Annotated in this window: 24 protein-coding genes and 1 tRNA gene; 12 read left to right on the forward strand and 13 right to left on the reverse strand. The window is 53.7% G+C overall.

What is annotated here, in order from left to right; all coding sequences use genetic code 11:
• Positions 1–23: 23 nt before the first annotated feature.
• The 3 genes from E6C51_RS04960 (at position 24) to E6C51_RS04970 (ending at position 1,925) form a co-directional block, all read left to right on the forward strand.
• Positions 24–758, forward strand: a complete 735-nt coding sequence (locus tag E6C51_RS04960; protein WP_146929376.1) for a Crp/Fnr family transcriptional regulator — start codon at positions 24–26, stop codon at positions 756–758.
• Positions 759–767: 9 nt separating this feature from the next.
• Entirely contained in the window at positions 768–1,262 is a 495-nt protein-coding gene (locus E6C51_RS04965) for a peptide deformylase (protein ID WP_146929373.1), read from the forward strand.
• A gap of 165 nt (positions 1,263–1,427) precedes the next feature.
• Positions 1,428–1,925: a BON domain-containing protein gene (locus E6C51_RS04970; RefSeq protein WP_190235243.1), complete on the forward strand. Its 498-nt coding sequence runs from the start codon at positions 1,428–1,430 to the stop codon at positions 1,923–1,925.
• A 116-nt stretch (positions 1,926–2,041) separates the two neighbouring features.
• On the opposite strand, the gene E6C51_RS04975 is transcribed toward E6C51_RS04970, so the two are convergent.
• A tRNA-Leu gene (locus E6C51_RS04975) sits at positions 2,042–2,126 on the reverse strand.
• Positions 2,127–2,462: 336 nt separating this feature from the next.
• Here E6C51_RS04975 and E6C51_RS04980 point away from each other — a divergent pair.
• Both E6C51_RS04980 and lipB read left to right on the forward strand, forming a co-directional pair.
• Positions 2,463–3,209 carry an acetoacetate decarboxylase gene (locus E6C51_RS04980; RefSeq protein ID WP_146929367.1) on the forward strand — a complete coding sequence of 249 codons (747 nt, stop codon included), beginning with the start codon at positions 2,463–2,465 and terminating at the stop codon, positions 3,207–3,209.
• 289 nt (positions 3,210–3,498) lie between these two features.
• Complete coding sequence (gene lipB / locus E6C51_RS04985; RefSeq protein ID WP_146929364.1) at positions 3,499–4,212, forward strand: lipoyl(octanoyl) transferase LipB; 714 nt, start codon at positions 3,499–3,501, stop codon at positions 4,210–4,212.
• A 62-nt stretch (positions 4,213–4,274) separates the two neighbouring features.
• Here the strand turns inward: lipB and E6C51_RS04990 are convergent, their stop codons facing one another.
• Together E6C51_RS04990 and E6C51_RS04995 are read right to left on the reverse strand one after the other, a co-directional pair.
• Entirely contained in the window at positions 4,275–4,667 is a 393-nt protein-coding gene (locus E6C51_RS04990) for a helix-turn-helix domain-containing protein (RefSeq protein WP_146929361.1), read from the reverse strand.
• Positions 4,668–5,391: 724 nt separating this feature from the next.
• Entirely contained in the window at positions 5,392–6,033 is a 642-nt protein-coding gene (locus E6C51_RS04995) for a J domain-containing protein (RefSeq protein ID WP_146931136.1), read from the reverse strand.
• 431 nt (positions 6,034–6,464) lie between these two features.
• Here E6C51_RS04995 and purL point away from each other — a divergent pair, with 431 nt between their 5' ends.
• The 5 genes from purL to E6C51_RS05020 all read left to right on the forward strand — a co-directional run bounded on the left by purL (position 6,465) and on the right by E6C51_RS05020 (position 11,074).
• Positions 6,465–8,702: a phosphoribosylformylglycinamidine synthase subunit PurL gene (purL, locus tag E6C51_RS05000; RefSeq protein WP_190235244.1), complete on the forward strand. Its 2,238-nt coding sequence runs from the start codon at positions 6,465–6,467 to the stop codon at positions 8,700–8,702.
• A gap of 20 nt (positions 8,703–8,722) precedes the next feature.
• Positions 8,723–8,959, forward strand: a complete 237-nt coding sequence (locus E6C51_RS05005; RefSeq protein ID WP_075640695.1) for a BolA/IbaG family iron-sulfur metabolism protein — start codon at positions 8,723–8,725, stop codon at positions 8,957–8,959.
• A gap of 17 nt (positions 8,960–8,976) precedes the next feature.
• Positions 8,977–9,177, forward strand: a complete 201-nt coding sequence (locus E6C51_RS05010; protein ID WP_190235245.1) for a hypothetical protein — start codon at positions 8,977–8,979, stop codon at positions 9,175–9,177.
• Positions 9,178–9,274: 97 nt separating this feature from the next.
• The gene (gene grxD, locus E6C51_RS05015) at positions 9,275–9,610 is read left to right on the forward strand and encodes a Grx4 family monothiol glutaredoxin (RefSeq protein ID WP_146929352.1); all 336 of its coding nucleotides are present in this window, start codon (positions 9,275–9,277) and stop codon (positions 9,608–9,610) included.
• A gap of 216 nt (positions 9,611–9,826) precedes the next feature.
• A complete protein-coding gene (locus tag E6C51_RS05020) occupies positions 9,827–11,074 on the forward strand; it encodes a multidrug effflux MFS transporter (RefSeq protein ID WP_186827636.1) in 1,248 nt (415 codons plus the stop codon).
• A gap of 261 nt (positions 11,075–11,335) precedes the next feature.
• Here the strand turns inward: E6C51_RS05020 and E6C51_RS05025 are convergent, their stop codons facing one another.
• From E6C51_RS05025 to rpsD, 8 genes are all read right to left on the reverse strand, one after another.
• Positions 11,336–12,157: an inositol monophosphatase family protein gene (locus tag E6C51_RS05025; RefSeq protein WP_190235246.1), complete on the reverse strand. Its 822-nt coding sequence runs from the start codon at positions 12,155–12,157 to the stop codon at positions 11,336–11,338.
• 42 nt (positions 12,158–12,199) lie between these two features.
• On the reverse strand, positions 12,200–13,024 hold the full coding sequence (locus tag E6C51_RS05030) for an inositol monophosphatase family protein (protein WP_230987068.1): 825 nt from the start codon (positions 13,022–13,024) through the stop codon (positions 12,200–12,202).
• A 50-nt stretch (positions 13,025–13,074) separates the two neighbouring features.
• Positions 13,075–13,950 (reverse strand): tRNA 2-thiocytidine(32) synthetase TtcA, encoded by an 876-nt coding sequence (ttcA, locus tag E6C51_RS05035; protein WP_146929342.1) that lies wholly within the window; start codon positions 13,948–13,950, stop codon positions 13,075–13,077.
• Between the two features lie 36 nt (positions 13,951–13,986).
• Entirely contained in the window at positions 13,987–14,778 is a 792-nt protein-coding gene (locus tag E6C51_RS05040) for a ChbG/HpnK family deacetylase (protein WP_146929339.1), read from the reverse strand.
• Entirely contained in the window at positions 14,771–15,748 is a 978-nt protein-coding gene (locus E6C51_RS05045) for a glycosyltransferase family 2 protein (protein ID WP_190235247.1), read from the reverse strand. The genes E6C51_RS05040 and E6C51_RS05045 overlap by 8 nt, the downstream gene beginning before the upstream one ends.
• A gap of 23 nt (positions 15,749–15,771) precedes the next feature.
• Entirely contained in the window at positions 15,772–17,271 is a 1,500-nt protein-coding gene (locus tag E6C51_RS05050; RefSeq protein ID WP_190235248.1) for a glycosyltransferase family 39 protein, read from the reverse strand.
• A gap of 132 nt (positions 17,272–17,403) precedes the next feature.
• Positions 17,404–18,330, reverse strand: coding sequence for a glutaminase (locus tag E6C51_RS05055; RefSeq protein WP_190235249.1), 927 nt, complete (start codon positions 18,328–18,330; stop codon positions 17,404–17,406).
• A gap of 105 nt (positions 18,331–18,435) precedes the next feature.
• Positions 18,436–19,053: a 30S ribosomal protein S4 gene (gene rpsD, locus E6C51_RS05060; protein ID WP_146929327.1), complete on the reverse strand. Its 618-nt coding sequence runs from the start codon at positions 19,051–19,053 to the stop codon at positions 18,436–18,438.
• 443 nt (positions 19,054–19,496) lie between these two features.
• On the opposite strand from rpsD, the gene E6C51_RS05065 reads away from it, so the two are divergent.
• Complete coding sequence (locus E6C51_RS05065) at positions 19,497–20,483, forward strand: TerC family protein (protein ID WP_190235250.1); 987 nt, start codon at positions 19,497–19,499, stop codon at positions 20,481–20,483.
• 87 nt (positions 20,484–20,570) lie between these two features.
• Complete coding sequence (pepT, locus tag E6C51_RS05070; protein WP_190235251.1) at positions 20,571–21,806, forward strand: peptidase T; 1,236 nt, start codon at positions 20,571–20,573, stop codon at positions 21,804–21,806.
• Here the strand turns inward: pepT and E6C51_RS05075 are convergent.
• Positions 21,803–22,723, reverse strand: coding sequence for an alpha/beta hydrolase (locus E6C51_RS05075; RefSeq protein WP_230987069.1), 921 nt, complete (start codon positions 22,721–22,723; stop codon positions 21,803–21,805). The two genes, pepT and E6C51_RS05075, sit on opposite strands and share 4 nt — an antisense overlap.
• 66 nt (positions 22,724–22,789) lie before the next feature.
• Positions 22,790–24,310 carry an ATP-binding protein gene (locus E6C51_RS05080; protein WP_186827667.1) on the reverse strand — a complete coding sequence of 507 codons (1,521 nt, stop codon included), beginning with the start codon at positions 24,308–24,310 and terminating at the stop codon, positions 22,790–22,792.
• Positions 24,311–24,394 lie beyond the last annotated feature (84 nt).

Below are 24,394 nucleotides of genomic sequence, written 5' to 3' on the forward strand. Positions count from 1 at the left end.
CATACGTTAGCGTGGGGCGAACAATGGATACGCAAAGCAAAAGCAACATCACGGCTGTGTCCGACGCACCGCCGACCGTCTGTAGCGCATGCGAAGCACGGCATGGTGGAGTATGCGCGGCACTCTCCAGTGCGCAATTGATCGAGCTCAACCGCACATCAACAAAACGCCATTTCGACGCCGGGAGCGAAGTGATTGGCCAGGGTGAACAAACTGTCGGCTACAGCAATATTCTACACGGCGTCGTGAAGCTCTCGAAAATGATGGCAGATGGCCGCCAGCAGATTGTTGGCTTGCAATTTGCCCCCGACTTCATGGGCCGCCCTTTCCTCAAGGAAAGCAATCTGACCGCAGAAGCTGCCACAAATGTGGAAGTCTGCGCTTTCCCACGTGTCGGGTTCGAACGGCTGGTGAGTGAAACACCGGATCTTGAGCACAAATTGCATCAGCAAGCCCTCAAAGAGCTTGATGAAGCCAGAGAATGGATGCTCACACTGGGGCGTAAAACCGCGCAGGAAAAGGTGGCAAGCTTCCTGTACCTGATCGCCACCCATATTGATCCAACCCAGCCGTTTAAAAAGACGTTTGACCTGCCCCTCTCCCGCGCCGATATCGCCGATTTTCTGGGCTTGACCATTGAAACGGTCAGTCGACAAATGACAAAACTGCGTAAAGAGAACGTGATTGTCATTGAAAACAATCGACATGTCATCGTGCCCGATCAGCGCCGCTTGCGCATGGCTGGCGGTGTTGATTAAGCAAGCATCATGTCATTGAAAATCTTGCGATACCCCGATTCACGCCTGGATCAGCCATGCCAGCCAGTGCAGTGTTTTGATGAGGCGCTCGGTCTGTTTTGCGATCAGCTGTATAATGCGATGCGCGAAGCACCCGGCGTGGGCATCACAGCGGCCCATGTGGGCGAATTAAGGCGCGTGGTGGTGCTTGATTTGCCCGAGTTGGGCGGCCGCAAAACCTATGTGAACCCCGAAATACTCTCTCTTTCCGAAGAAACCATGGAGCATGTGGAAGGCAGCGTCTGCATGCCCGGCATGACGGAAACGGTCACCCGGCCTCGCATGGCCGTGATCCGCTATCAGACGCTGAATGGTAGCGTGGTGGAAGAGGAGATGCGCGATTTTGCCGCCATCTGCATGCAACACGAGATCGACCAGCTCGACGGAAAATTCTGGATCCACCGTCTTTCCCGCCTGAAGCGCGAGCGACTACTCAAAAAATGGCAGAAAGTGAGCCGCGTCTGATTCCAAACGGATCTCCATGTTTTGGCAAGACGGTGTTTTGACCAGAATCTGGATTCAGCAACGTATGCTATAACACCAATTGAACAAAACCGTCGTTCACACGTTCTCTCTTCAAGATCATCATCAGGCCATCAAGCATGGCCCGAAAATCAGGGAGAGCACGCAATGACCTACCCGAGACATGAAAACGCAGCTCCGAGCGAAGACGACCTTCGTGACCTCGAATCGCGCAATATTCGCGACGGCTGGCCTTATTCCGATACGCCGGGCGCAGGTTCGCTTCCACCCGAAAATCGCCCTTACGGCTCCACAGCTGGCAATTTTGATCGTGACCACAATGACGGCTATCGGATTGTCAATGTCGATGGTGTTGGCGAAGAAGAGAGCCTGAAAGACGGGCTGCGGCCAGAAACAGTGGGGCGCGAAGAAAGCGATGACATCGAGAGCAAGATCTCGGAACGCTTTGACGCCGCATCCAGTGGGACGCTGAGCAATGTCGAAATCTTCGTCGATGGCCACACCGCCACCCTGACCGGAATGGTTGACACCGCAGGCGAGCGCAGCATGGCCGCGCGGCTGGCCCTCAGTGTGCCGAATGTCCATCACGTGATCAACAATATTGAAACCATCGGCGTGGACAGCCACGAACCGGAAGACGATTGACGCTCATCAAGAGCATAGGATTTTCTGAAAACCTTCGCTGCGTTTCGCTTCGACGTTATGCAGCCAGAACACGTATCGCATTCAACAAAAAACCCGGCTTAAAAGCCGGGCTTTTTTGGTGCGGTCGAGAAGACTCGAACTTCCACGGGTTGCCCCACAGCGACCTCAACGCTGCGCGTCTACCAATTCCGCCACGACCGCATCGTGGTAGTGTCTACCGTTTTGCGGCGACGAGCTGCATCTAGCAAATGCCTTTCGGGTGCACAAGAGCGGTGTGCAACATTTTTTTGAAATCCCGCACTTTCACTTTCAATTACACCTTTAACCATTGAAATATATGGGATTTTAAATTTCATTACCAAGGGGAAAATTTACCAATTCCGCAGGCAGTTTTTGACTGCCGTCCGAATCCAATCTAAACCCTTGATGGTGACGCGCTAAAAAACACACCCATAAGCGTCAAGCGACATTTTGTTGATACTTCGAATGCAATGTCAGCAACAAGGCACCGGCCTGCATTAGAAAGCGTACAGACACATGAGACCTGAAGACGTTCGCAAAAACGCATTTTCCATGCCTTTGACCAATCCGACCTATCCCAAGGGGCCGTATCGGTTCATCAATCGCGAATATATGATTATCACCTACCGCACAGATATGGACGCCCTTCGCGCCGTGGTGCCGGAACCATTGGAAATTACCGAGCCAGTGGTGAAATTTGAATTCATCCGCATGCCCGATTCCTTTGGATTTGGCGATTACACCGAGTCGGGCCAGGTCATCCCCGTATCATTCAATGGACAAAAGGGCGGATATGTTCACGCAATGTATCTCAATGACGATGGGCCAATTGCTGGCGGGCGTGAGATCTGGGGCTTTCCCAAGAAGCTGGCCGAACCAAACCTGCATACAGAGAAAAACGCAATCATCGGCACACTGGATGTTGGCTCCATCCGCGTTGCCACGGGATCTATGGGCTTTAAACATCGCGCCCTTGATCCTGAACCGGTGAAAGAGAGTTTAAGTGGTGCCAATTTCCTTTTGAAAATCATTCCGCATGTCGATTGCTCACCGCGCATTTGCGAGTTGGTGCGCTACTATATGACCGATATTACCGTGAAGGGTGCATGGGAAGGCCCCGCAGGCTTGCAACTGGTCGATCATGCGCTTGCGCGCGTGGCAGAGCTGCCCGTCCTCAAGGTTATCTCAGCGGTCCACATCATTGCTGATCTCACGCTTGGTCTGGGCGAAGTGGTGCATGATTACCTCGCACCTCCTGCATAATTCCTTCAATCGGAGTGGATTTAAAGTGGAAATTATCCAGCATATTTGAAGGGTTACAGCGTCCTTTGTGCGCTTTATAAAATGCACGGCGCTGTAACACACCGTAAGCCCGGCGGTTGATGAATACCGGCAATCGATACTGACAGAATCGAAAGAACGTCCTACAACGCCGTGTGCTTGATAAATCGCACGGCGTTGTATCATTTTACGGCGCGACGTACCATATAAGGCGCACAAGGGTTCACTGTAACGCTTTAAATCTACTGCATACCATACAGGACTGCCTCCGATGCTCCGTACCGATCTTGATACTGATATGTTCGCAAAACCCGGCCACCCCCCCGTGCGCTGGCGCATCAGTGATCACCTTGTGCCTTATGAAGAGGCCATTGCGACGATGGAGCGCGAGGTTGCAGCCATTGCCAACGGGCAAGCAGATGAACTTGTCTGGCTGGTGGAGCACCCGCCGCTCTACACGGCCGGGACCAGCGCAGACTCAAAAGACCTGATCGACGCCCAGCGATTTCCGGTTTTTTCCACCGGTCGCGGTGGCGAATACACGTATCACGGTCCAGGCCAGCGCATCGCCTATGTGATGCTGGACCTGAAGCGCCGCCGCCAGGATGTGCGCGCCTTTGTGGCCGCTCTTGAAGATGTGGTTATTCGCACGCTGGACATGATGAACGTTCGTGGCGAGCGGCGTGAAGATCGTGTGGGCGTGTGGGTACGCCGTCCGGAAAAGCCCGCCCTGCCCGATGGCACCATGGCTGAGGATAAGATTGCCGCATTGGGCATTCGCCTGCGCCGCTGGGTGAGTTTTCATGGTTTGTCGCTGAATGTGGAACCAGACCTATCCCATTATGGCGGCATTGTGCCGTGTGGCATATCCGCTTATGGCGTGACCAGTCTGGTCGATCTGGGATTGCCTGTGACCATGGCAGATGTCGACGTTTTGCTCAAAGACGCATTTGAAACCGTCTTTGGCCCCACAGTGGTGGATTGATCGTCACTACATTGATCATCACTGCATTGACCGGCACCCCGCCATAAGGCGGGGCAATCACTTTAAAAACTTGCGTTCTGCTCCAGATCACCGATCTGGCGGTGCAGCATATCAATCATTTCAGCCGTTTCCTGATGCAGTCTTGTCAGGCGCTCCAACTCCCACCGCATGAAATTTATCATGTCGGAGTTTTCATTCTGCGCCTGCGGCCCGACACCTTCGCCTGTCAACAACCAGGTAGACGACACATTTAAAAGCGCCGCCACTTTCTCCAGGCTTTTGCCATCAATATTGCTCTTACCTGCCTCCCAAGCACGCAACGTGCGCTCGGACACATTGGCCGCAACAGCCAAATCCGAAAACTCCAGACCAGCAAGGTCACGTCCTACATTGAGACGATCGCCAAACGTTTCATGGCTGCTCCGGAACAGGCCCCTAATATCGAAACGAGTCATGAACCAAGATCCCTTTTAAGTTCGATTTTGCGACCCCTCGCCCAAAAGAAAATTTACGAATCCTCATGGCCTGCATGCGCTTGATGAGTTGCCCAATTGCAACAAAATGAACCACGAGCCCAAATGTGCGACGGGACACTTGCTCAAAAAACCAGCTATAAAATGACGCAATCACGTTTTTGTTCCCGAAGTTTTGAAAAACAAACGCTGCATTGCCGAAACGTTACGAGAAGATGTGAAAGCAAGCAACAGTCTGTTCACTTCCAAATTGCATCGCGCGCCTCTCAAAGCCTGCGCTCGTGAGGCAAGTGGGCGCGATTTTCACGCCTAAGAACTCTAAATAATATTATTATATATCAATAAATTATCTCGAAAATTAGGCCAAAATCACCAAGCCTTCCGACGGACAATTCATCCAAAATGCCTCCCAAAAAAGGAGAGCGCAGAGCGCGTTTTTTTTCGGTTAAATATTAAACCTGAGTTAATGACTTTTATCAATGTGATCCAAAATGATACACATTTCCACCATTGGGACAAAACAAGACAACAAAGAATCTGCACCGTTCCATTGTCGCACAGCAGATGCGATGGCTAGACTTTCAGCGATGGGCATAAAAAAAATGCATGACTGCCAAAAGGACAGTCATGCATCGAAACAGCTTTACTGCACCGCGCGCGCTCTACAGCGCCTTGCGTTTTATAAAACGCACAAAGGTCGGCAGGTTTATTCTGCGGCCTTCGGCGGCTCGATTGGCGCGTCCGAAAAGGCACCCGCCTCAGAATCATCGCCCTCGGGAGAAACATTGTTGTCCTCAGGGCGCTCTAAAGGCATCAATTCATAAGAATAGCCTTCCAGCATTTCATAGGCGCGCTCTATGGCATCAATTTGCGCTTCTGCGGCTTTGATGGCCTCCGAGATGGATTGCGTGCGGGCACGCAGCATAGACCCCAGCACATCCTTTTCCGGACGGCGGCCAAGGCGATCAACGTGCTGGCGAATCCGGCCACGATGACGCTCGAGTTCCAGAATGTTAAAGCGTGACTTCAACACATCGTCGGTCAGCTTGCGCCGCAATGCCGCCACCGGATCAAAGCTGCCCGGTTCGCGCTCATCCAGAATCATATCGTTGATCAGAGATTCGAGAACAACCAGCCCCTTGAGATCGGCCACATCAGCCAATTGCGGGTCATAGCCAGTGTCATCGTAGACCTTGCGGCGCACGGGATCTTTCAGCAGATCATAAGACGTCGTGATCCGGCCAAACTCATCCGGATCTCCGCCTGTATCAGGATGCGCGCTCTTGACCTTCTTACGGTAAGCCGCCTTGATGGCCGTCTCATCGGCGTCGCGCTCAAGTCCGAGCATGGAATAAGGGTCGATCACAGGGCCACCTGTTTTGTATCTTTGCTACATTGGATCAACAGAACCAAATCATTCATCGCCTGAGTTTAGCGCAAGGTTCAGCGAAAAGGTGAAAAGAAATCCACAATCCCCAAACAGATTATGCTTACTGCATAATTCCTTAAATCGGAATCGATTTAAGGTGAAAATTATGCAGCAGGCTTAAAGTGTTACAGCGTCCTTTGTGCGCCATATTTGGCGCACGGCGCTGTAGGCACCAAAATCGCATTTAGCAGACCAAGGACAACATCTCAATGTGGCAAAGAAACAGCAATTTGGCTGCAAATCCTGGAAAGGCCGCATTTTCCAGTGGCACCACACATTTTCCAGTCGCGCGAATGAATTGCCTGTTATAAAAGGTGCGCAAATTCCCACTGCCGGATGAAGAGAGAACCATGACGATCCCGAATGCAATCCAGATCACCCCGGAACTGGTCGCCTCCCATGGCCTGAAGCCAGAGGAATATGACCGGATCCTGCAACTGATCGGACGGGAGCCGACCTTCACGGAACTCGGCATCTTTTCCGCCATGTGGAATGAGCACTGCTCTTACAAATCCTCCAAGCGCTGGCTGCGCACCCTGCCCACCACCGGCCCGCGGGTGATTCAAGGCCCCGGTGAAAACGCGGGCGTGGTCGACATTGATGATGGCGATTGCGTAGTTTTCAAAATGGAAAGCCATAACCACCCCTCTTATATCGAGCCTTATCAGGGCGCTGCCACGGGTGTTGGCGGCATTTTGCGCGATGTGTTCACCATGGGCGCGCGGCCGATTGCTGCCATGAATGCCCTGCGTTTCGGCGCACCTGATCACCCAAAGACCCGCCATCTGGTCTCTGGCGTTGTTGCGGGTGTTGGCGGCTACGGCAACGCCTTTGGTGTGCCAACGGTTGGCGGCGAGGTGGAGTTTGACGAGCGCTATAACGGCAATATCCTTGTTAATGCCTTTGCGGCTGGCCTTGCCAAGTCCGATGCTATCTTCCTGTCTGAAGCCAAGGGCGTTGGCCTGCCCGTCGTCTATCTGGGTGCCAAGACGGGCCGCGATGGCGTTGGCGGTGCAACCATGGCCTCGGCCGAATTTGACGAATCAATCGAAGAAAAGCGCCCAACCGTGCAGGTCGGCGACCCCTTCACCGAAAAATGCTTGCTGGAAGCCTGCCTTGAGCTGATGAAGACCGGCGCTGTTATCGCCATTCAGGATATGGGCGCGGCTGGCCTCACCTGTTCGGCGGTGGAAATGGGTGCCAAGGGCGACCTCGGCATTGAGCTTGATCTCGACACCGTGCCGGTACGCGAAGAAAACATGACCGCCTATGAAATGATGCTCTCTGAAAGCCAGGAGCGCATGTTGATGGTGCTGGAGCCTTCCAAGGAAGAGGTTGCCAAAGCCATTTTCGTCAAATGGGGTCTGGACTTTGCCATCGTTGGCAAAACCACCGATGATTTGCGCTTCCGCATTCTGCATCAGGGCGAGGAAGTCGCCAATCTACCCATCAAGGAGCTTGGCGATCAGGCCCCGGAATATGACCGCCCTTGGCGCGAATCGGACAAGCGCGGCGCGTTGCCTGCCAATCTGGTAGAAGAGCCAGCCGATTATCGCGAGGCTATCCTGTCCATCGTGGGTTCTGCCAACCAGTCCAGCCGCCGCTGGGTCTATGAGCAATATGACACCCTGATTCAGGGCAACTCCCTGCAACTGCCCGGCGGCGACGCAGGCGTGGTGCGGGTTGAGAACCACCCCACCAAGGCGCTGGCCTTTTCCTCGGACGTAACACCACGCTATGTTGAGGCCGACCCGTTTGAAGGTGGCAAGCAGGCCGTTGCCGAATGCTGGCGCAATATTACGGCCACGGGTGCCGAGCCTTTGGCATCGACGGACAATCTGAACTTCGGCAACCCTGAAAAGCCTGAAATCATGGGGCAGTTGGTTGAGGCCATCAAGGGCATTGGCGAAGCCTGCCGCGCGCTCGATTTCCCGATCGTGTCGGGCAATGTCTCGCTCTATAATGAAACCAATGGCGTTGCCATTCTGCCAACACCCACCATTGCCGGCGTTGGACTACTTCCCGACTGGAGCCGTATGGCCAAGATTGGCACCGCCAATGAAGGCGATCATGTTATCATGATTGGCGTGGACGGATCGCATCTCGGCAGCTCGATCTATCTTCGCGATCTTTTGGGCCGCACCGATGGCCCAGCCCCCGACGTGGACCTGCATGCTGAGCGCCGCAATGGTGATTTTGTGCGCTCTGCCATTCGCAATGGTCAGGTCACCGCTTGCCACGACATTTCCTCGGGTGGCCTTGCCATCGCATTGAGTGAAATGGTGATTGCATCCGGCAAGGGCATGGAAATTGACCTGTCTGAAAGCCGGGGTTTGAACCATGCCCTGCTGTTTGGTGAAGATCAGGCCCGTTATGTCATGACCGTACCGGCTGAATTGGCCAATTTCTTCTGTGCCAATGCCGAAGGCTCAGGCATTCCGTTCCGTCGCCTTGGCAAGGTTGGCGGCGATTCGCTGGCGATTGCCGAAGTGTGCACAATCTCGACTGAAGAATTGCGCAATGCCCATGAATCATGGTTCCCTGAATTTATGGATGGCAAGGCACCGAGCCTTGCAGCCGCAGAATAACGAAAATTGGGAGCAAAACCATGGCGATGAAACCCGGTGATATTGAAGACATGATCAAGGCTGGCATTCCCGGTGCCAAGGTGGTCATCCGCGATCTGGCGGGAGATGGCGATCATTACGCGGCCGAGGTTGTGGCTGAAGCTTTCCGCGGGAAAACCCGTGTGCAACAGCACCAGATGGTCTATGATGCTCTGAAGGGCAACATGGGCGGCGTGCTGCATGCGCTTGCATTGCAAACATCCATTCCCGACGCTTGAGACAGATAGCAAAAGCCATGAGCAATCCAATCTCTTCTTTCATCAAATCGCTTCTCGGCTCTATCAAGGGCGAGATGACAGATAGAAGAAAATACAAAGAAAAGCGCCTGCAACGCGCAAGCGCCGTGCAGACGGATAAGCCCGCAGAGATTGCCAAGCCGGTTCATCGCAGCAAATCTGCAAGACAGGCGCGGCGCAGAACCCGCAACAACGGCTGATGTAAAAATCAGCCATTCGGTTTTGCAAGTTTGGCACACGGTGCTTATATATAGAAATCAAACTGCGGCCTTGACCCGCATGTGAAAGGATAAATCCATGAGCGGTGTGAATGAATTCATCGACAATGAAGTGAAAAGCAACGATGTCGTGCTCTTCATGAAGGGAACACCCCAGTTTCCGCAATGTGGTTTTTCCGGACAAGTGGTGCAAATGCTCGATTATCTGGGCGTTGACTACAAGGGCATCAATGTCCTGTCTGATCAGGAAATCCGCGAAGGCATCAAGACCTATTCCAACTGGCCAACGATTCCTCAGCTCTATATCAAGGGCGAATTTATCGGCGGATGCGATATCGTGCGCGAAATGTTCCAGGCTGGTGAGCTTCAGGCCCACATGCAGGAAAAAGGCATTACCGTTCGCGGCGCGGCCTGAGATAGCGTTTCAGAGTCTGCGAGGTTCAGATCGAACCAGACAGATTCTGGATTGCTTTGATGGTGCTTGTCTTTTCGGGAAAACCACCAATCATGTTCCCCGACACCTTCTAAAGCCGGTTGTTATTTAAGTCCGGTGTCGTTATTGTGAATCATCACTTTCTGATAAAGGCGTCGCGCCCTGCGACGCCTTTCGGCTGTTTGTAGGACATATTTCATGACGGATTCCCACCGTTCTTTGCCTGCCGCCCTCAAGGGGATGAGCAAGCTCGAATTTGTTTTTCTTTGCGCTGCATTGATGGCCATGAATGCCTTGGCAATCGACATTATGCTGCCCGCTTTGCAACAAATTGGTACGGCATTGAATGTCGAAAATGAAAATCACCGGCAATATGTTGTCACCTCTTACCTCATCGGTTTCGGCTGCGCACAACTGATCTACGGTCCTTTGTCTGATCGGTTCGGGCGGCGCAATCCGATGTTGATCGGTCTTGTCATCTATATTCTCGCAGCGCTGGCCATTATCATTGTGCCGAGCTTTGCCGGTCTATTGATTCTGCGTTTCATTCAGGGTGCCGGCTCTGCGGGCACACGCGTCATTACCATTTCCATCGTGCGCGACATCTATGGCGGGCGGCAGATGGCCGAAGTCATGTCCCTGATCATGATGGTGTTCATGATTATTCCGGTCGTTGCCCCTGGCTCCGGTCAGTTGATCATGCTGTTTGGCAATTGGCATCTGATCTTTTTGATGATCGCCATCGGTGCCACGCTCACCAGCATTTGGACCTATAAGCGCCTGCCAGAGACACTGGACCCGGCAAATCGACGCGAATTCACCCCAGCGGTCATTCTGCAGGGCTTCAAGATTGTTTTGAGCAATCGGATAGCGCTGTGCTACACGCTGGCCAGCACCTTTGTGTTTGGTGGCCTGTTTGGGTTCATCAATTCGGCGCAACAGATCTATCAGGGCATTTACCATCTCGGTGAATGGTTTCCGGTGGCCTTTGCAGGCGTCGCCATCTTCATGGCGCTCTCATCCTTTGTGAATTCGAAACTGGTGGGCCGTATTGGCATGCGCAAGCTGTCCCATGGCTCCCTGTTTGGGTTTATTACCGTAAACACCTTATGGCTTGTTGCTGAACTTTACGGTCCTCAGCCCCTGCCCTTTGCGCTGTTCATGATGTTTTTCTCCCTCTCCATGTTTCAGTTTGGCTGGATCGGTGGCAATTTCCAAACGCTGGCTATTGAGCCTCTGGGCCATGTGGCTGGTACCGCATCATCCGTTCTGGGCTTTATTTCCACCGTTGGCGGCTCAATCCTCGGTGCCATCATCGGGCAGGCTTTCGACGGCACGGCACACCCCTTGGTGTTTGGATACTTCATCCTTGGTGTGATTGGCCTTGTGTTTGTGCTGATCGCTGAAAAAGGCAAGCTTTTCCAGCCGCACAACCCGAAAGTCTGAAGCATGATCAAACAAAAAAGCCAGAACATCGCTGTTCTGGCTTCAGCTTATTGACAAACCTCTCGCTCGACGTTTCGTCACCCTCGGGCCTGTCCCGAGGGTCTGCCGTGGCTGGATAAGCAATTGACTTTGCTTGTGAAATTAGCGTGGTTAGATGCTCGGCACAGGGCCGAGCATGACGTCGAGGATAAATTTAGGGTTTGTCAGCAGTCTGAAGCCAGAACATCGCTGTTCTGGCTTTTTTGTTAAGCAGTAGGATTATTATACGGTGAAAACCTTCTGCTTCAGTTCAAGCCAGGTTTCTTCGTCCGGCGCAATCAGCAAACCACCGGTGGTGTGGTGCGGCAAATAGGGTGAGCCATCAAAACGGGCGGCATACCCGCCCGATTCCTGCGCCATCAGCGTTCCCGCTAGATGATCCCAAGGCATCAGTTTATTGTACATCGCGAAATGCAGATGACCTTGGCACAGGGCACGGTATTCGTGCGCAGCACAGCGATAGCTGGTGAAAATGCGAACTTCAGCGAGATTGACCAGAATCTTGCGCCGCGTTTCCAGATCGAAGAAGCCAGTGTTGGCAATGCCCACCATTTGTAAGAGCGCTGGTGCCGCCACCATTTCCATCTTTTCCTGATTGCCATCGGGCTTGCACAGCCAAGAACCGCTGCCTTTCTCGGTAATTGCCCAATCATTGCCCATGGGATCATAAATCAGACCGGCAATGGTTTCGCCCTTGTGCACCACGCTCAGCATGACGCCAAACAGCGGCAAACCGGCGGCAAAATTAAATGTGCCGTCAATCGGGTCCACCACAACGGCTAATTCAGCATCAGCCAGTTTGCCCAGCAAGGCCGGATCACTGGCCACCGCCTCTTCACCAATAAACACCGCCTCCGGCATGAACTCTTCGATACGGGCGCGGATCAACCGCTCTGCGGCTTCATCCGCTTCCGTCACCAGATCAATGGCTTCCGTTTTCATCCGCACATCGCCCTCACCCAAGTTGCGAAAGCGGGGCAGAATTTCTGTCTCCGCCGCTTCTTGCAACAGATTGGCAAGGGTTGCGATATCAACGTTCGCCATGGTGTTTCCTTTCAATAGATAAACACAAAATCTGGTAATGGTTTATGCCAGAACAATTTCCTGCAAGATCTCCTGCCAGCTCTCAACGTCTGGTGCTGACAAAATCCCACCCGTTGTGTGGCCCGGAAGGTAGGGCGTACCATCAAATCGAGCAGTAAAGCCACCGGCTTCAAGATGAATCAAGACACCAGCCAGATGATCCCATGGCATCAGTTTATGATGACCGATGAAATGAACCTTGCCGGTGGAGGCCATCCAATATTCATAGGCGGAACAATTATAGGCAAAAGCCATCTGGGTCTTGGCAAGATTGCCAGCAATGCGCCGCCGCTGTTCATAGCCTATATCATTGATCGAAATGGTGCCAACCGTGGAAGACACCGGCACAGGCTTTGCGACTGCAATGGGTGCTTGATGGCCATCAGCGCGCAGCAGGTGCGCGCCTGCGCCCTTGGATGCCACAAGCGTGTCACCCAGCACCGCCTCATGGATGATGCCCGCCACCGTCTCACCGCGCACCACAACGGCCAGATTGGTGCCAAAGGTGGGCAAGCCTGCCTGAAAATTAAAAGTGCCGTCAACGGGATCGATGACAAAGGCAAGCTCGGCATCCCTCAATGCAGAGATTAACCCCGGATTGGTTTCGCAGGCCTCTTCGCCCACCACCAGCGCATTGGGCCACCGGGCGCGGAATGCCTCGGTCATGCGCCGCTCAGACAGAAGGTCAGCATCGGTGACCAAATCAATTGCGGATTTCTTTTCCGTCACATCACCCATATCAGGGCTGCGAAAGCGGGGTAAAATATCGAGACGGGCAGCTTCTTTGACAATCTCAAGGACGGCACCGATATCATGGTCATCAAACACAGAGAATCTCTCTTGGCTATGGGAAGTTTCGCTGCCTGCCTGACTCTTCCCTATGAAGACTGTGTGACAGTCAATGCAGAAAAATCGAAAAGCTTGGGATCGAGGAGATGCGACGCATTCACATGGGAGAGCGCGCGCAGCATTGTATCTTTTCGGCCCGGCATTTTTGCCTCGATGCCTGCCAGCATTTCCTTCATGGCATTGCGCTGCAAGCCATCTTGCGAGCCACAAAGATCGCAAGGGATAATCGGAAACTGCATGGCGGAGGCAAATTTTGCCAGGTCATCCTCGGCCGCATAGGCCAAAGGCCGCATCACAAACAGATCACCTTCATCATTCAGCAATTTGGCTGGCATGGTTGCCAAACGGCCGCCATGGAAGAAATTCATGAAGAAGGTTTCGAGAATATCTTCGCGATGATGGCCGAGAATCAAGGCGTCACAGCCTTCTTCGCGGGCGATGCGATAGAGATTGCCCCGCCGAAGGCGTGAACAGAGCGAACAATAGGTGCCACCCTGCGGCACTTTTTCTTTCACCACCGAATAGGTATCACGATATTCAATCCGGTGAGGAACGCCTATGGATGTCAGATATTCTGGCAGGATATGCTTTGGAAAATTCGGCTGTCCCTGATCAAGATTGCAGGCCAAGAGCTCGACCGGCAGCAGGCCGCGCCATTTCAGATCCAGCAGCAGCGCCAGCAGACCATAGCTGTCCTTGCCACCCGACAGGCCAATGAGCCAGCGTTTCTGGCCCTTCAACATGTCGAAATCATCGATCGCCTGCCGCACCTGACGCAACAGCCGCTTGCGCAGCTTGTTGAACGACACCGAGCGCGGCGCATGATCAAACAAGGGATGGCTGGCCGCTCCGTCTGCTCCGTCCTCGGCAATCGGTGTGTCGGCATCTGCAAGCGCGAGGGTCATGATCAATAGGGCCTTGTTTTAGTTTGATACTGGCTGTTATTGCCGCATCAATTCGGCAAACTCAACCTCGCGGGCATCAACAAGGCTATCACGCGCCGCCAAAAGCGCATCACCATGGCCGGGATGACACATGACAATGGCACCCTCTGGCGCATTTTCTTTAAAGTGTTGCAGAGCGGCGGGAAAGGTTTCTGGCTTGCGCCAATCATAAAACCCCACCAACGGCCCGCGAACGCGATAGCCAGCAGCCTCCATCTCGGCCGTAAAACCATTGGCAATACGCTCAACAATGGAAATTTTACCGCGCAACGCAATGCTGCTGGCAAGGCCTGCATCGGGCGCGCCGCGCAGCCATGGACCTGTGCCGCGGGGGCTGATCAGCAAATCACGTCTGGCAATCAGCCAGTCCCGAACCACCGGGAAAAAATGAACATGCTGATGTCCGTCAATATAGTCCGGCACGCGGCCAACCACATCGATAAAAGCATTCAACTGCGCATCCAGCTCGCGCTGGAGCTTGCCTTTGTCGATACTGCCCAAAATCCATTGGGCAATGCGCTTGCGCATTGAGCACATGACACGCACGCCGCTGAGTGGCATAAAATCAGTCAGGGTAAGATGCAGGCCGATTTCAGCACCGCTCTTCTCAATTACCGGCATAAGCAAAGCCGCAGCATCCGGCCATTCCGGAAACAACGTCATGCAACTTGTACCAGAGATTTTACCCTCAGACAGCAGCGATCGAATGGCTTTATCGACACCAGGCGACAAGCCGTAATCATCTGCCACGAGATAGAGCGGCTTTTCCTGCATAGTCACATCAACCATTATTTTCTTTTTTATCGGAGTGGTGCAAGCGCCGCACGAGATACAAAGGCCTGTCCTTCACTTCGCCAACGGCAACCCATATATATTCTCCCAGCAAACCAAGCAATGCCAGATTGAAGCCGCCCAAAACCGTGATGGCCGACATCAAGCTGGGATAACCCGGCACATCTGCACCGTAGAGCAAAGCGGTCACGATGATATGCAGGCCATAGATGATGCCGCCAAGACCGACCAGCAGGCCAAAAATTGACGCAAGGCGCAACGGAATGGCTGTAAACGAGGTGATTCCTTCGAGCGAAAGCGTCAAAAGCGCCAGTTTGGACCATTTCGTCGCGCCCGCGACACGCTCATCGGGGATATAATGAATGGCTTTTTGCCGAAAACCCAGCCACGCATAAAGCCCTTTGTTGAAACGGCGCTTATCACGCACCTTCAACAGCGCATCGACAGCGGAGCGGCGCATAATGCGAAAATCACCGGCATTGGGCGGAATGTTAAACCGCTGCCGCGCGTTGATCAGCCAATAGAACATTTCACCCAGCACGGCTTTGCGCATCGACTCGTCGCGCCGGTCATCACGGATGGTATAGACCACATCCAGTTGCGGATCGGCCATCAACGCATCAATCATCTCAAGACAAACATCATAGGGATGCTGCAAATCGGCATCGACCATCATCACGTAATCGCCGCGACTTTCTTCGATACCGGCAAACAGCGCTATCTCCTTGCCGAAATTGCGTGATAGCTCGACAATTCGCCAATCGCCTTCAAGTGCGGCACTGTAGCGCTCAATGCTATCGTCACGGCTGCCATCGTCCACCAGCACGATTTCAAGATCAAGCTGGTGGCGCTGCTTGATTTCCGCTTTCAGCTTGGCACCAAAGGCTGCAAATTGCTGCACGGTGTCGCGCTCATTCAAAAATGGAACGACTAGCGAGAGGAGTGACACATTCGTTTCCTTCAACATCTTTTCTTGCTCAGCCGGCCCCGTCATGACTTTTGCGGGGATGCCAGAACAGCGCGAAACTGCCATGTCTTCGCACCTCTGAAATCCGGCAGATTAAAATCCACCACAAACGTATCGCTACGGCTGCCGCGTAGCCTATTGACCATCTCAAGACAACTGCGGTCGTCTTGCTGGCAAATCAACACAAAGCCTCGCTTATCAAAAGCCTGTCTATCAAGATATCCTTTGGAAACCTCAAAGGAATTATCTTCAAGTGTAATTGCCTTATGGTGCGAATAAAAATTGTATGAATTGGCCAGCAAGGGTTCGCCGCCAATGACAAAATTATCCGATCCCGCAGCATATTTATCCCAGTATTCATCCAGCACGGCACTCATCTGTTGCAGCGGCATGGTTTTGCTATAGCCGCCGCGATCCGTCAGTTGACCTTTGAGCAAAGGTGCAATCGCAACAATGACAACGAGATAGGCGAGCGCCATCAGGAGCGCACTGGAAAGTCGCAGCTCCAACGCCTGCGGCGGCACAAGCTTGCCCAGCAGAATCACCAGAGACAAAAACACCGGTATGGCCCAGACGACCGAGAGATCAGCACCCGCGAGCGCGGCAAAGATGATAGTGACGGGAATTGTCAAACCACCAAAATACAGCAGCGCCCTGCCCTCAACCGTTTGGCGAAGCTCCGTCAGAGACGCAAGCCAAAACAGCGGATAGCCATCACCGGGCCTGCGGGTCAATCCAGCGAGGCCCAAGGCAGGCAGCATATAGCCAACCACGCCGAGGAGAAATTTGAACAGCGCCAGAATGAAGGTTTTGATGCCACCCTCACCCTGCTCATCGGCATAGATAATCGGCGAGAAGTCGTTGTGCACCAACCAGATGAAGTGCGGCAAAAAGGCAAGGATGGAAACGGCAGCAGCCACTGCACCGAATTTCGACATCAGGATTTTGCGCGCTTCAGCATCGACAATGGCGTGAATGAGCAATGTTACCAACAATACGGCCGAATAATATTTGGTCATCATTGCGGCGGTGGCCAACAGCCCCAGAACAACAGCATCAATCAGCCTCTGCCTTTCCAGTCCCCGCAGGTAGAACAGAAAAATGGCCGCCCAAATTGGTGTCATTGCCGTATTGGCATTGTATTTGATTGTCTGGAACGAAAGGGCCGGAACCACAACCGCGGCCAACACCACGAACAACTGGTAGTTTTTGCTGCCAAACCGGGCGGCAATGCGCCACATGAACAGCAAGGTCACAGCCGCATTCAGGGCCGAAAAAATAAAGTAGAAAACGTCAGTTTTCGGAAAAATCGAAAACCAGCCAGCCACCAGCCAGCCGAAGAAGGGCGGGTGTTTGAAATAGCCCCACTGCCACAAAACACCCCAGGCATAGTTTTCGGCCATGTCGCCAAAGCCATCGAGATTAACCCGCGACAATGTGGCATGCAGTGTCAAAGCAACAAAAAACGCGCCAATAAACAGCAGGATTGCCCGCTGGCCATACTGCTTTCCCGTGCCCATCATTCTCATTCATCCTCTTGACGCTGCGCAACATGCGTCTTCCGCAACGCTCTATATGGTTTTTTTGGGGTCGCAGCGACATATCAGTCGTTGTGTTCAATCACAAACGAGTTTTCGACCCCATACAGGCGAACGTTAATGGCCAAAGACCGACCAGCCGGTGCGAGTGGTCAGCATCTCCAGCGCCTCAGAACCAAGAGCAGAGTTGCCAACCTTATTAAGCCCCGGCGACCAAACCGCTATCGATGCTTTGCCGGGCGCGATGGCCATAATGCCACCACCGACACCACTTTTGCCCGGCAAACCAACATGATAGGCAAAATCGCCAGAGCCGTCATAATGGCCGCAGGTCAGCATCAGGGCATTGATACGGCGGGCGCGTTTTGGCGATACGACAGAAAAGCCCGTGAGCGGATTGGTGCCGCGATTGGCGAGATAAAGGCCAGCACGCGACAATTGAACGCAGTTCATGGCCAGAGCACATTGGTGGAAATACACACCCAGCACCAGCTCAACGGCATGTTCAAGATTGCCAAAGCCGCGCATGAAATTGGCCAGAGCGAAATTGCGATAGCCCGTCAAATGCTCGGACTTGGCAACTTTTGCGTCAATGATCACCGTATCATCGTCGGTCAGATAGCGCATGAAACGCAAAAACTCGCCAATGGCTTCGCGCGGTTTGTGACCCGCAAGAACCATGTCCGTCACCACGATTGCGCCCGCATTGATGAAGGGATTGCGCGGAATGCCGTGCTCATGCTCGAGCTGAACGATGGAGTTAAAAGACGAACCCGACGGCTCACGCCCAACCCGCTTCCATGCACTTTCACCCATTTTGCCCAGAGCCAGCGTCAGCATGAACACTTTGGAGATACTCTGGATCGAAAAAGGAACCGTGGCATCACCGGCCATATAGGTTTGACCATCGACCGTGGTAATGGCGATGCCAAATTGCTTTGGGTCAACCCGCGCCAGCTCAGGAATGTAATCGGCAACCTTGCCCTCACCCAAACGGGGAGACATTTTCGCGACAATTTCATCAACAACGGCCTGCAGATCCATCTGGTTTCCTCACCATCTTGCCGCATCATATGAGAGCAAATTTTGCTGCACTGCAAACAGAAAAAGCCGCCCACTGGGCGGCTTTTCCAAAATTCAAAAGCACTATTAGCGCGAATAGAATTCGACGACCAGCTGTGGTTCCATAACAACAGCGTATGGAACGTCAGACAAGGTTGGTACGCGAACGTAAGTGGCAACCATCTTGTTGTGGTCAACTTCGATGTAGTCAGGAACGTCACGCTCAGCAAGCTGAGTGGATTCCAGAACGATTGCCAACTGCTTGGACTTCTGACGCACTTCAATCACGTCACCAGCCTTACAACGGTAAGAACCGATGTTGACCTTGACACCGTTAACGGTGACGTGGCCGTGGTTGATGAACTGACGCGAAGCGAAAACAGTTGGTACGAACTTTGCGCGGTAGACGATAGCGTCCAGACGCGATTCCAGCAGACCAATCAGGTTTTCAGAAGTATCGCCCTTGCGACGGTTTGCTTCGTCGTAAGTTGCGCGGAACTGCTTTTCGCGCAGATCGCCGTAGTAGCCCTTCAGCTTCTGCTTGGCGCGCAGCTGAACACCGAAGTCAGACAACTTGCCCTTGCGACGCTGGCCGTGCTGGCCAGGACCGTATTCGCGGCGGTTTACTGGGGACTTAGGACGACCCCAGATATTTTCGCCCATACGGCGGTCAATTTTATACTTGGAAGATGCGCGCTTGCTCATCCGTATTTCCTTTGTTTTTATCGGCTGATTTCTCAACCCATTTTTTTGGAAACACGCCCTCCTTTGGATTGCCTTATCAGCGTTCCTGACAGGTTGCTCACGCTAAGCTAGCGGAACAGCCACGGGACATGTCGTGAAAACACCGGGCGTTACCACCCGGCGTTGGGGCGGTCTCTAAGCGGGATGCGAATAAATGTCAAGCACGACTGCCTCGCACATTTGTCAAACGCACAAAAGAGGCTGTAAAGGCTCAAATCTACGGCATAATTTCCGCTTAAGTCGCCACAGATTTATGGAGGAAATTAAACAGCGACACTTGAACTTTGGCAATACCCTTCACATTTACGTGTTTATTGGCAGTTCCGGGCCCCTCTGACGCGAGTGCCGGATACCCGTGATGTCGGAGCTGCAATCAAAAACCCTTCCGGCAAAGGAATCCCTCCATGGATTTTCTTTGGGTCGATTTTATGGGCAAACCACTTTGGATGTGGTTTTTCTTCATCGCAATCGTTCTGTTTCTTCTCGTTCTCGATCTTGGTGTGCTGCATAAAAACAGCAAAGAGATCGGCATGGCGGAAAGCTTTGCTTTCTCCGCCTTTTATATCACCCTCGGCGTATTGTTTGGCGGCTGGATATGGTGGCAATCCGGCCCGCAGGCGGGTGTGGAATATCTCACCGGATTTGTGATTGAAAAAAGCCTGGCGATGGACAATATCTTCGTCATTGCCATGATTTTCGGCTATTTCGCCATTCCGCGGGCCTATCAGCACCGCGTTTTGCTGTTTGGTATCCTTGGCGTTATCATCCTGCGTGGCATCATGATTGCCATGGGTGCGGCGATTGTCGAGAGCTATCACTGGGTTCTCTATCTCTTCGCGGCCTTCCTGGTGTTTACCGGCATCAAAATGCTGTTCTCGTCCGACTCACAATATGATGTGGCATCCAACCCGATTCTGAAAATCGTGAGACGGTATTTCCCGGTCACCGACAAGCTTGAGGGCGACCATTTTGTCGTGCGCAAGCCTGATGAAAAGACCGGCAAGCTCAAGACCTATATCACCCCGCTTTTGCTGGCGCTGATTATGGTGGAATTTGTCGATCTGGTGTTTGCCGTCGATTCGATCCCGGCGATTTTTGCCATCACCACCGACCCATATATCGTCTACACCTCGAATATCTTCGCGATCCTTGGCCTTCGTGCGCTGTATTTTGCCCTCTCGGCGATGATTGAACGCTTTGTCTATCTGAAATATGCGCTGGCTGTGGTGCTAGTATTCATCGGCTCCAAGATCTTTGTGGCTGACATGCTGGACATTGCGAAAATCCCGCCGATGCTCTCGCTCTCGATCACGCTTGGCATTTTGGCCACGGGTATTTTCGGCTCGCTCTGGGCCACCCGCAACCAGACCAAAAAGGTGGATGCAGAATAATTGATGCCATCTTCCGTCGCGGTGAGCATTCACCGCGACGGAAAACCGGTTTATAGGTATTCCACTTCTTCCAATTGGAATGCACCTATGACCGATACCGTTCTCTCCCGCCTGCTGCGCTATGTGGTAATTGACACCCAATCCGACCCGGAAAGTGCTGCCCAGCCCTCCACCGAAAAGCAGAAAGACCTTAGCCGTTTGCTGGCCAAGGAACTTCAGGAGATGGGCCTGGTTGATGCCCATATGGATGAGCACGGCAATGTCTATGCCACCATACCAGCCAATGTAGATAAGCCCGTTCCCGCCATCTGCTTCTGCTCTCACGTGGATACGGCACCGGATTTCACCGGCACGAATGTCAGGCCGCAGGTGGTGAAGAACTATCAGGGCGGCGATATCGTTTTGCCCGGCGATCCCAACCAGATCATCCGTGTCAGCAACAATCCTGAACTGAACAACCAGATCGGCCATGACATTGTCACCACCGATGGCACAACGCTTTTGGGCGCTGATGACAAGGCGGGCGTTGCCGAAATCATGACGGCGGCAAAGTTCATTATCGACAACCCGCAGATCAAGCATGGTGCGATCAAAATTCTCTTCACCACCGATGAAGAGATTGGCCGGGGTGCTGACAAGGTGGATCTGAAAAAGCTGGGTGCCGAATTTGGCTACACCATGGATGGCAGCACGATTGGCGAAATCGAGAACGAAACCTTCTCGGCTGATGGCGTCGACATCACTATCACAGGCGTTGCCATCCACCCCGGCACCGCCAAGGGCCGGATGGAAAACGCCATCAAGATTGCCAGCGCCATCATTGCCCGCCTGCCCAAAGACCAGACACCGGAAACCACCGAGGGCCGTCAGGGCTTCATTCACCCCACCGACATCAGCGGCTCGATGGATGAAGCACACCTGAAATTCATCATCCGCGATTTTGTTGATGAAGGCCTTGCGCAAAAAGAGGCCCTGCTGGAAGAGATCACCCGCGACGTGATGCGCGACTATCCCGGCTCCAGCTACGCGTTCAAGGTCAAACACCAATATCGCAATATGAAAGTGGTGCTGGATCAACACCCGGCAGTGATGGCCAACCTCGAAGAAGCCGTGCGGCGGGTTGGTCTTACGCCGGTGTTGCACAGCATTCGCGGCGGTACCGACGGCTCACGCCTGTCTTTCATGGGCCTGCCCTGCCCGAATATCTACACCGGCGGCCATGCCTATCACTCACCGCTGGAGTGGATCAGCGTGCAGGATATGGAAATGGCCGTGAAGACCATTGTTGAGCTGATCAAGGTGTGGGAAGAGCGCGCCGCTTAAAGCGACAGCAATCCACGTTTACGCAGCCAGTCTTCAAGACCCGGTGTCCAGACCACCGGGTCTTTTTCTGACATTCCCATTTTCGACAGGCCCATGCCAAAACCATGGCCTCCCTTTTCCAGCGCGATCAGCTCAACAGGCACGCCGGCTTTTTCACAGGCTGCTTGCATGATCAGAGCGTTCGGGAATTTTGCCACGGGATCATCCTTGGCATGCACCAAAAGAAACGGCGGATCGCCCGCCTTGACCTGCGCATCCACCGACCATTCCGCCTCAGCCTCCGCTGTCGGGTGCCTGCCCACCAGCATCATGCGGGTCCATGTGTGATCATAGGGCGGCTTGAGGGTGATCACCGGATAGGCCAAAATGGAAAAATCCGGCCTTGAGGATGCCGTATCAATCGTGTCCAACGGCTGATAGCTGTTTTGCTGGAAGCGGGTTGAAAGCATGCCCATCAAATGGCCACCGGCTGAGAAGCCCATGCAGCCGATTTTCTTCTCATCGAGACCAAGACTTGCGGCTTGAAACCGGATCATGCGCAAAGCGCGCTGGGCATCCTGCAAGGGAGCAAGTGGGCCAGCCATCCAGCCTTCGCCCGGCAGGCGATAGGTGAGAATAAAAGCTGTGATGCCCCGAGCAGCCAACCACTTGGCCGCCGCCTCACCCTCGTGTTTTTCGGAAATGAACCGATAGCCGCCACCCGGCGCAATCAGCACAGCAGTGCCATTGGGCTTTTCAGGACGAACCATCCGCAAGGTTGGTATTGCCACGTTGGTGACAGGCTTATTCGGATTAGCCTGTGCATTTCCGGCAGGTCCCCCACCGCCCGGCGGCTCAGCGGGCCAAAGCGGCACTGCATTAACCGAAGACGGATTGGCAAACGCCTTTACAAACGGACTAACGGCCAAAAGTGTCATAAACAAACGCCGCCCGAACATCATCGTACATCACACTCTCAAACACCAGATGTGTGATCATAGCGCTCATTCGGCAGCACTGCGACCATCTGCAAGGTCATCATCGCCACCGTTTGCATCTCCCGGCTGTGTCTCTGCTTCCAGATCCGGGAAGGCAACAATGCGCTTGCCAGAGAAATCAGTGTGAACCACGACCAATCCCTGCTCTTCAAAATAGCCTAGCAAACGACGGGCGCGGCGGGCCGAGTGCGTGCCATAGGCACGGGCAATCCGCAAATCCGAGGGACATGGTTCGTTGCGAAGGGCAGCTTTCGCCATCAGCAAAAACACGCCTTGCAAATCATCAGAAACCCGCATTGATAAGGAAAGGGCCGTTTGCCAGCCTTCAGACGCTGCGGTTTCTTCATCCACGCCCGCGCGCGTCACCGCCACACGGCGGCGAAATTCACCCATGGGCATCGGCGGTCCACCGACACGGCGCATACGCGCACGCACCAGAAACTCCTGATAAAGAACCGCATCGGTGCGATAGGCTGCCTGTGGATCGTCGAGGATTTCGGCCAGCACCGCGGCCATGCGTTCCTCGCGGTCTTCGGCGGACATCTCCGGTGTTGATGAGCGCGACGGCATGGCTTCTTCGCTCATCACCGGCGTTGCCTTTGACAATTCCGCCAGAATATCGGTGGTCGGCCGGGGCGCAGGTGCCACGCGGCGGGTAATTGGCCGATTGAACTCTTCTGGATCTGGCGTGAAAATCAAGTCTTCCACGTCCTGCGGCGCATTGGGAAGCGGCATCAGCTTGGGGCTGGATGAGCGGGCCGATGTCTCAACATCGCCAATCACAATAGGCAGAGGACGGCGCGACAAAGCCGGTCCAAGGGCGACAAAATTACCGCGCTTCAAATCGCGAAACATTTCTGCCTGTCGACGATCCATGCCGAGAAGATCAGCGGCGCGCGCCATATCAATATCAAGAAATGTGCGGCCCATCAGGAAGTTGGAGGCTTCGGCGGCGACATTCTTGGCAAGTTTTGCCAGACGCTGGGTGGCAATCACACCAGCCAGTCCGCGCTTGCGGCCACGGCACATCAGATTGGTCATGGCACCGAGCGATAGCTTGCGCGCGTCTTCCGACACATCACCGCCAACCGAGGGCGCGAACATCTGCGCTTCATCCACCACCACCAGCACCGGATACCAGAACTCACGGTCGGCATCGAACAAGCCGTTAAGGAAAATGCCAGCCGCGCGCATTTGCTGCTCAACATCCAGCCCTTCCAGCGTCAAGACGCAGGAAACGCGATGCTGGCGAATACGGTTGGCAATGCCGATCAGCTCTGCATCGCTGCGCTCACCATCGACAACCAGATGGCCGTATTTATCGGAAAGGGTAACAAAATCGCCTTCGGGATCAATGATGATTTGCTGCACCCATTGGGCCGATTGCTCCAGCAAACGCCGCAACAGGTGCGATTTGCCCGAGCCGGAATTGCCCTGCACCAGCAGGCGCGTTGCCAGCAATTCCTCGATATCGAGCTTGGCGGGTTGGCCACCCGACACCGTTCCCATATCGATTCCGACCTGCAACGTCATAACCCTCGTGATGTTTGGAAAGCGGCCAAAGGCCGAGCAAGACCTTTCCTTTAACAGAAAACAAACAGATTGCGTGGG

This window comes from Gillisella terrae (assembly GCF_004801395.1).
GTDB classification, from domain to species: Bacteria; Pseudomonadota; Alphaproteobacteria; order Rhizobiales; family Rhizobiaceae; genus Allorhizobium; species Allorhizobium terrae.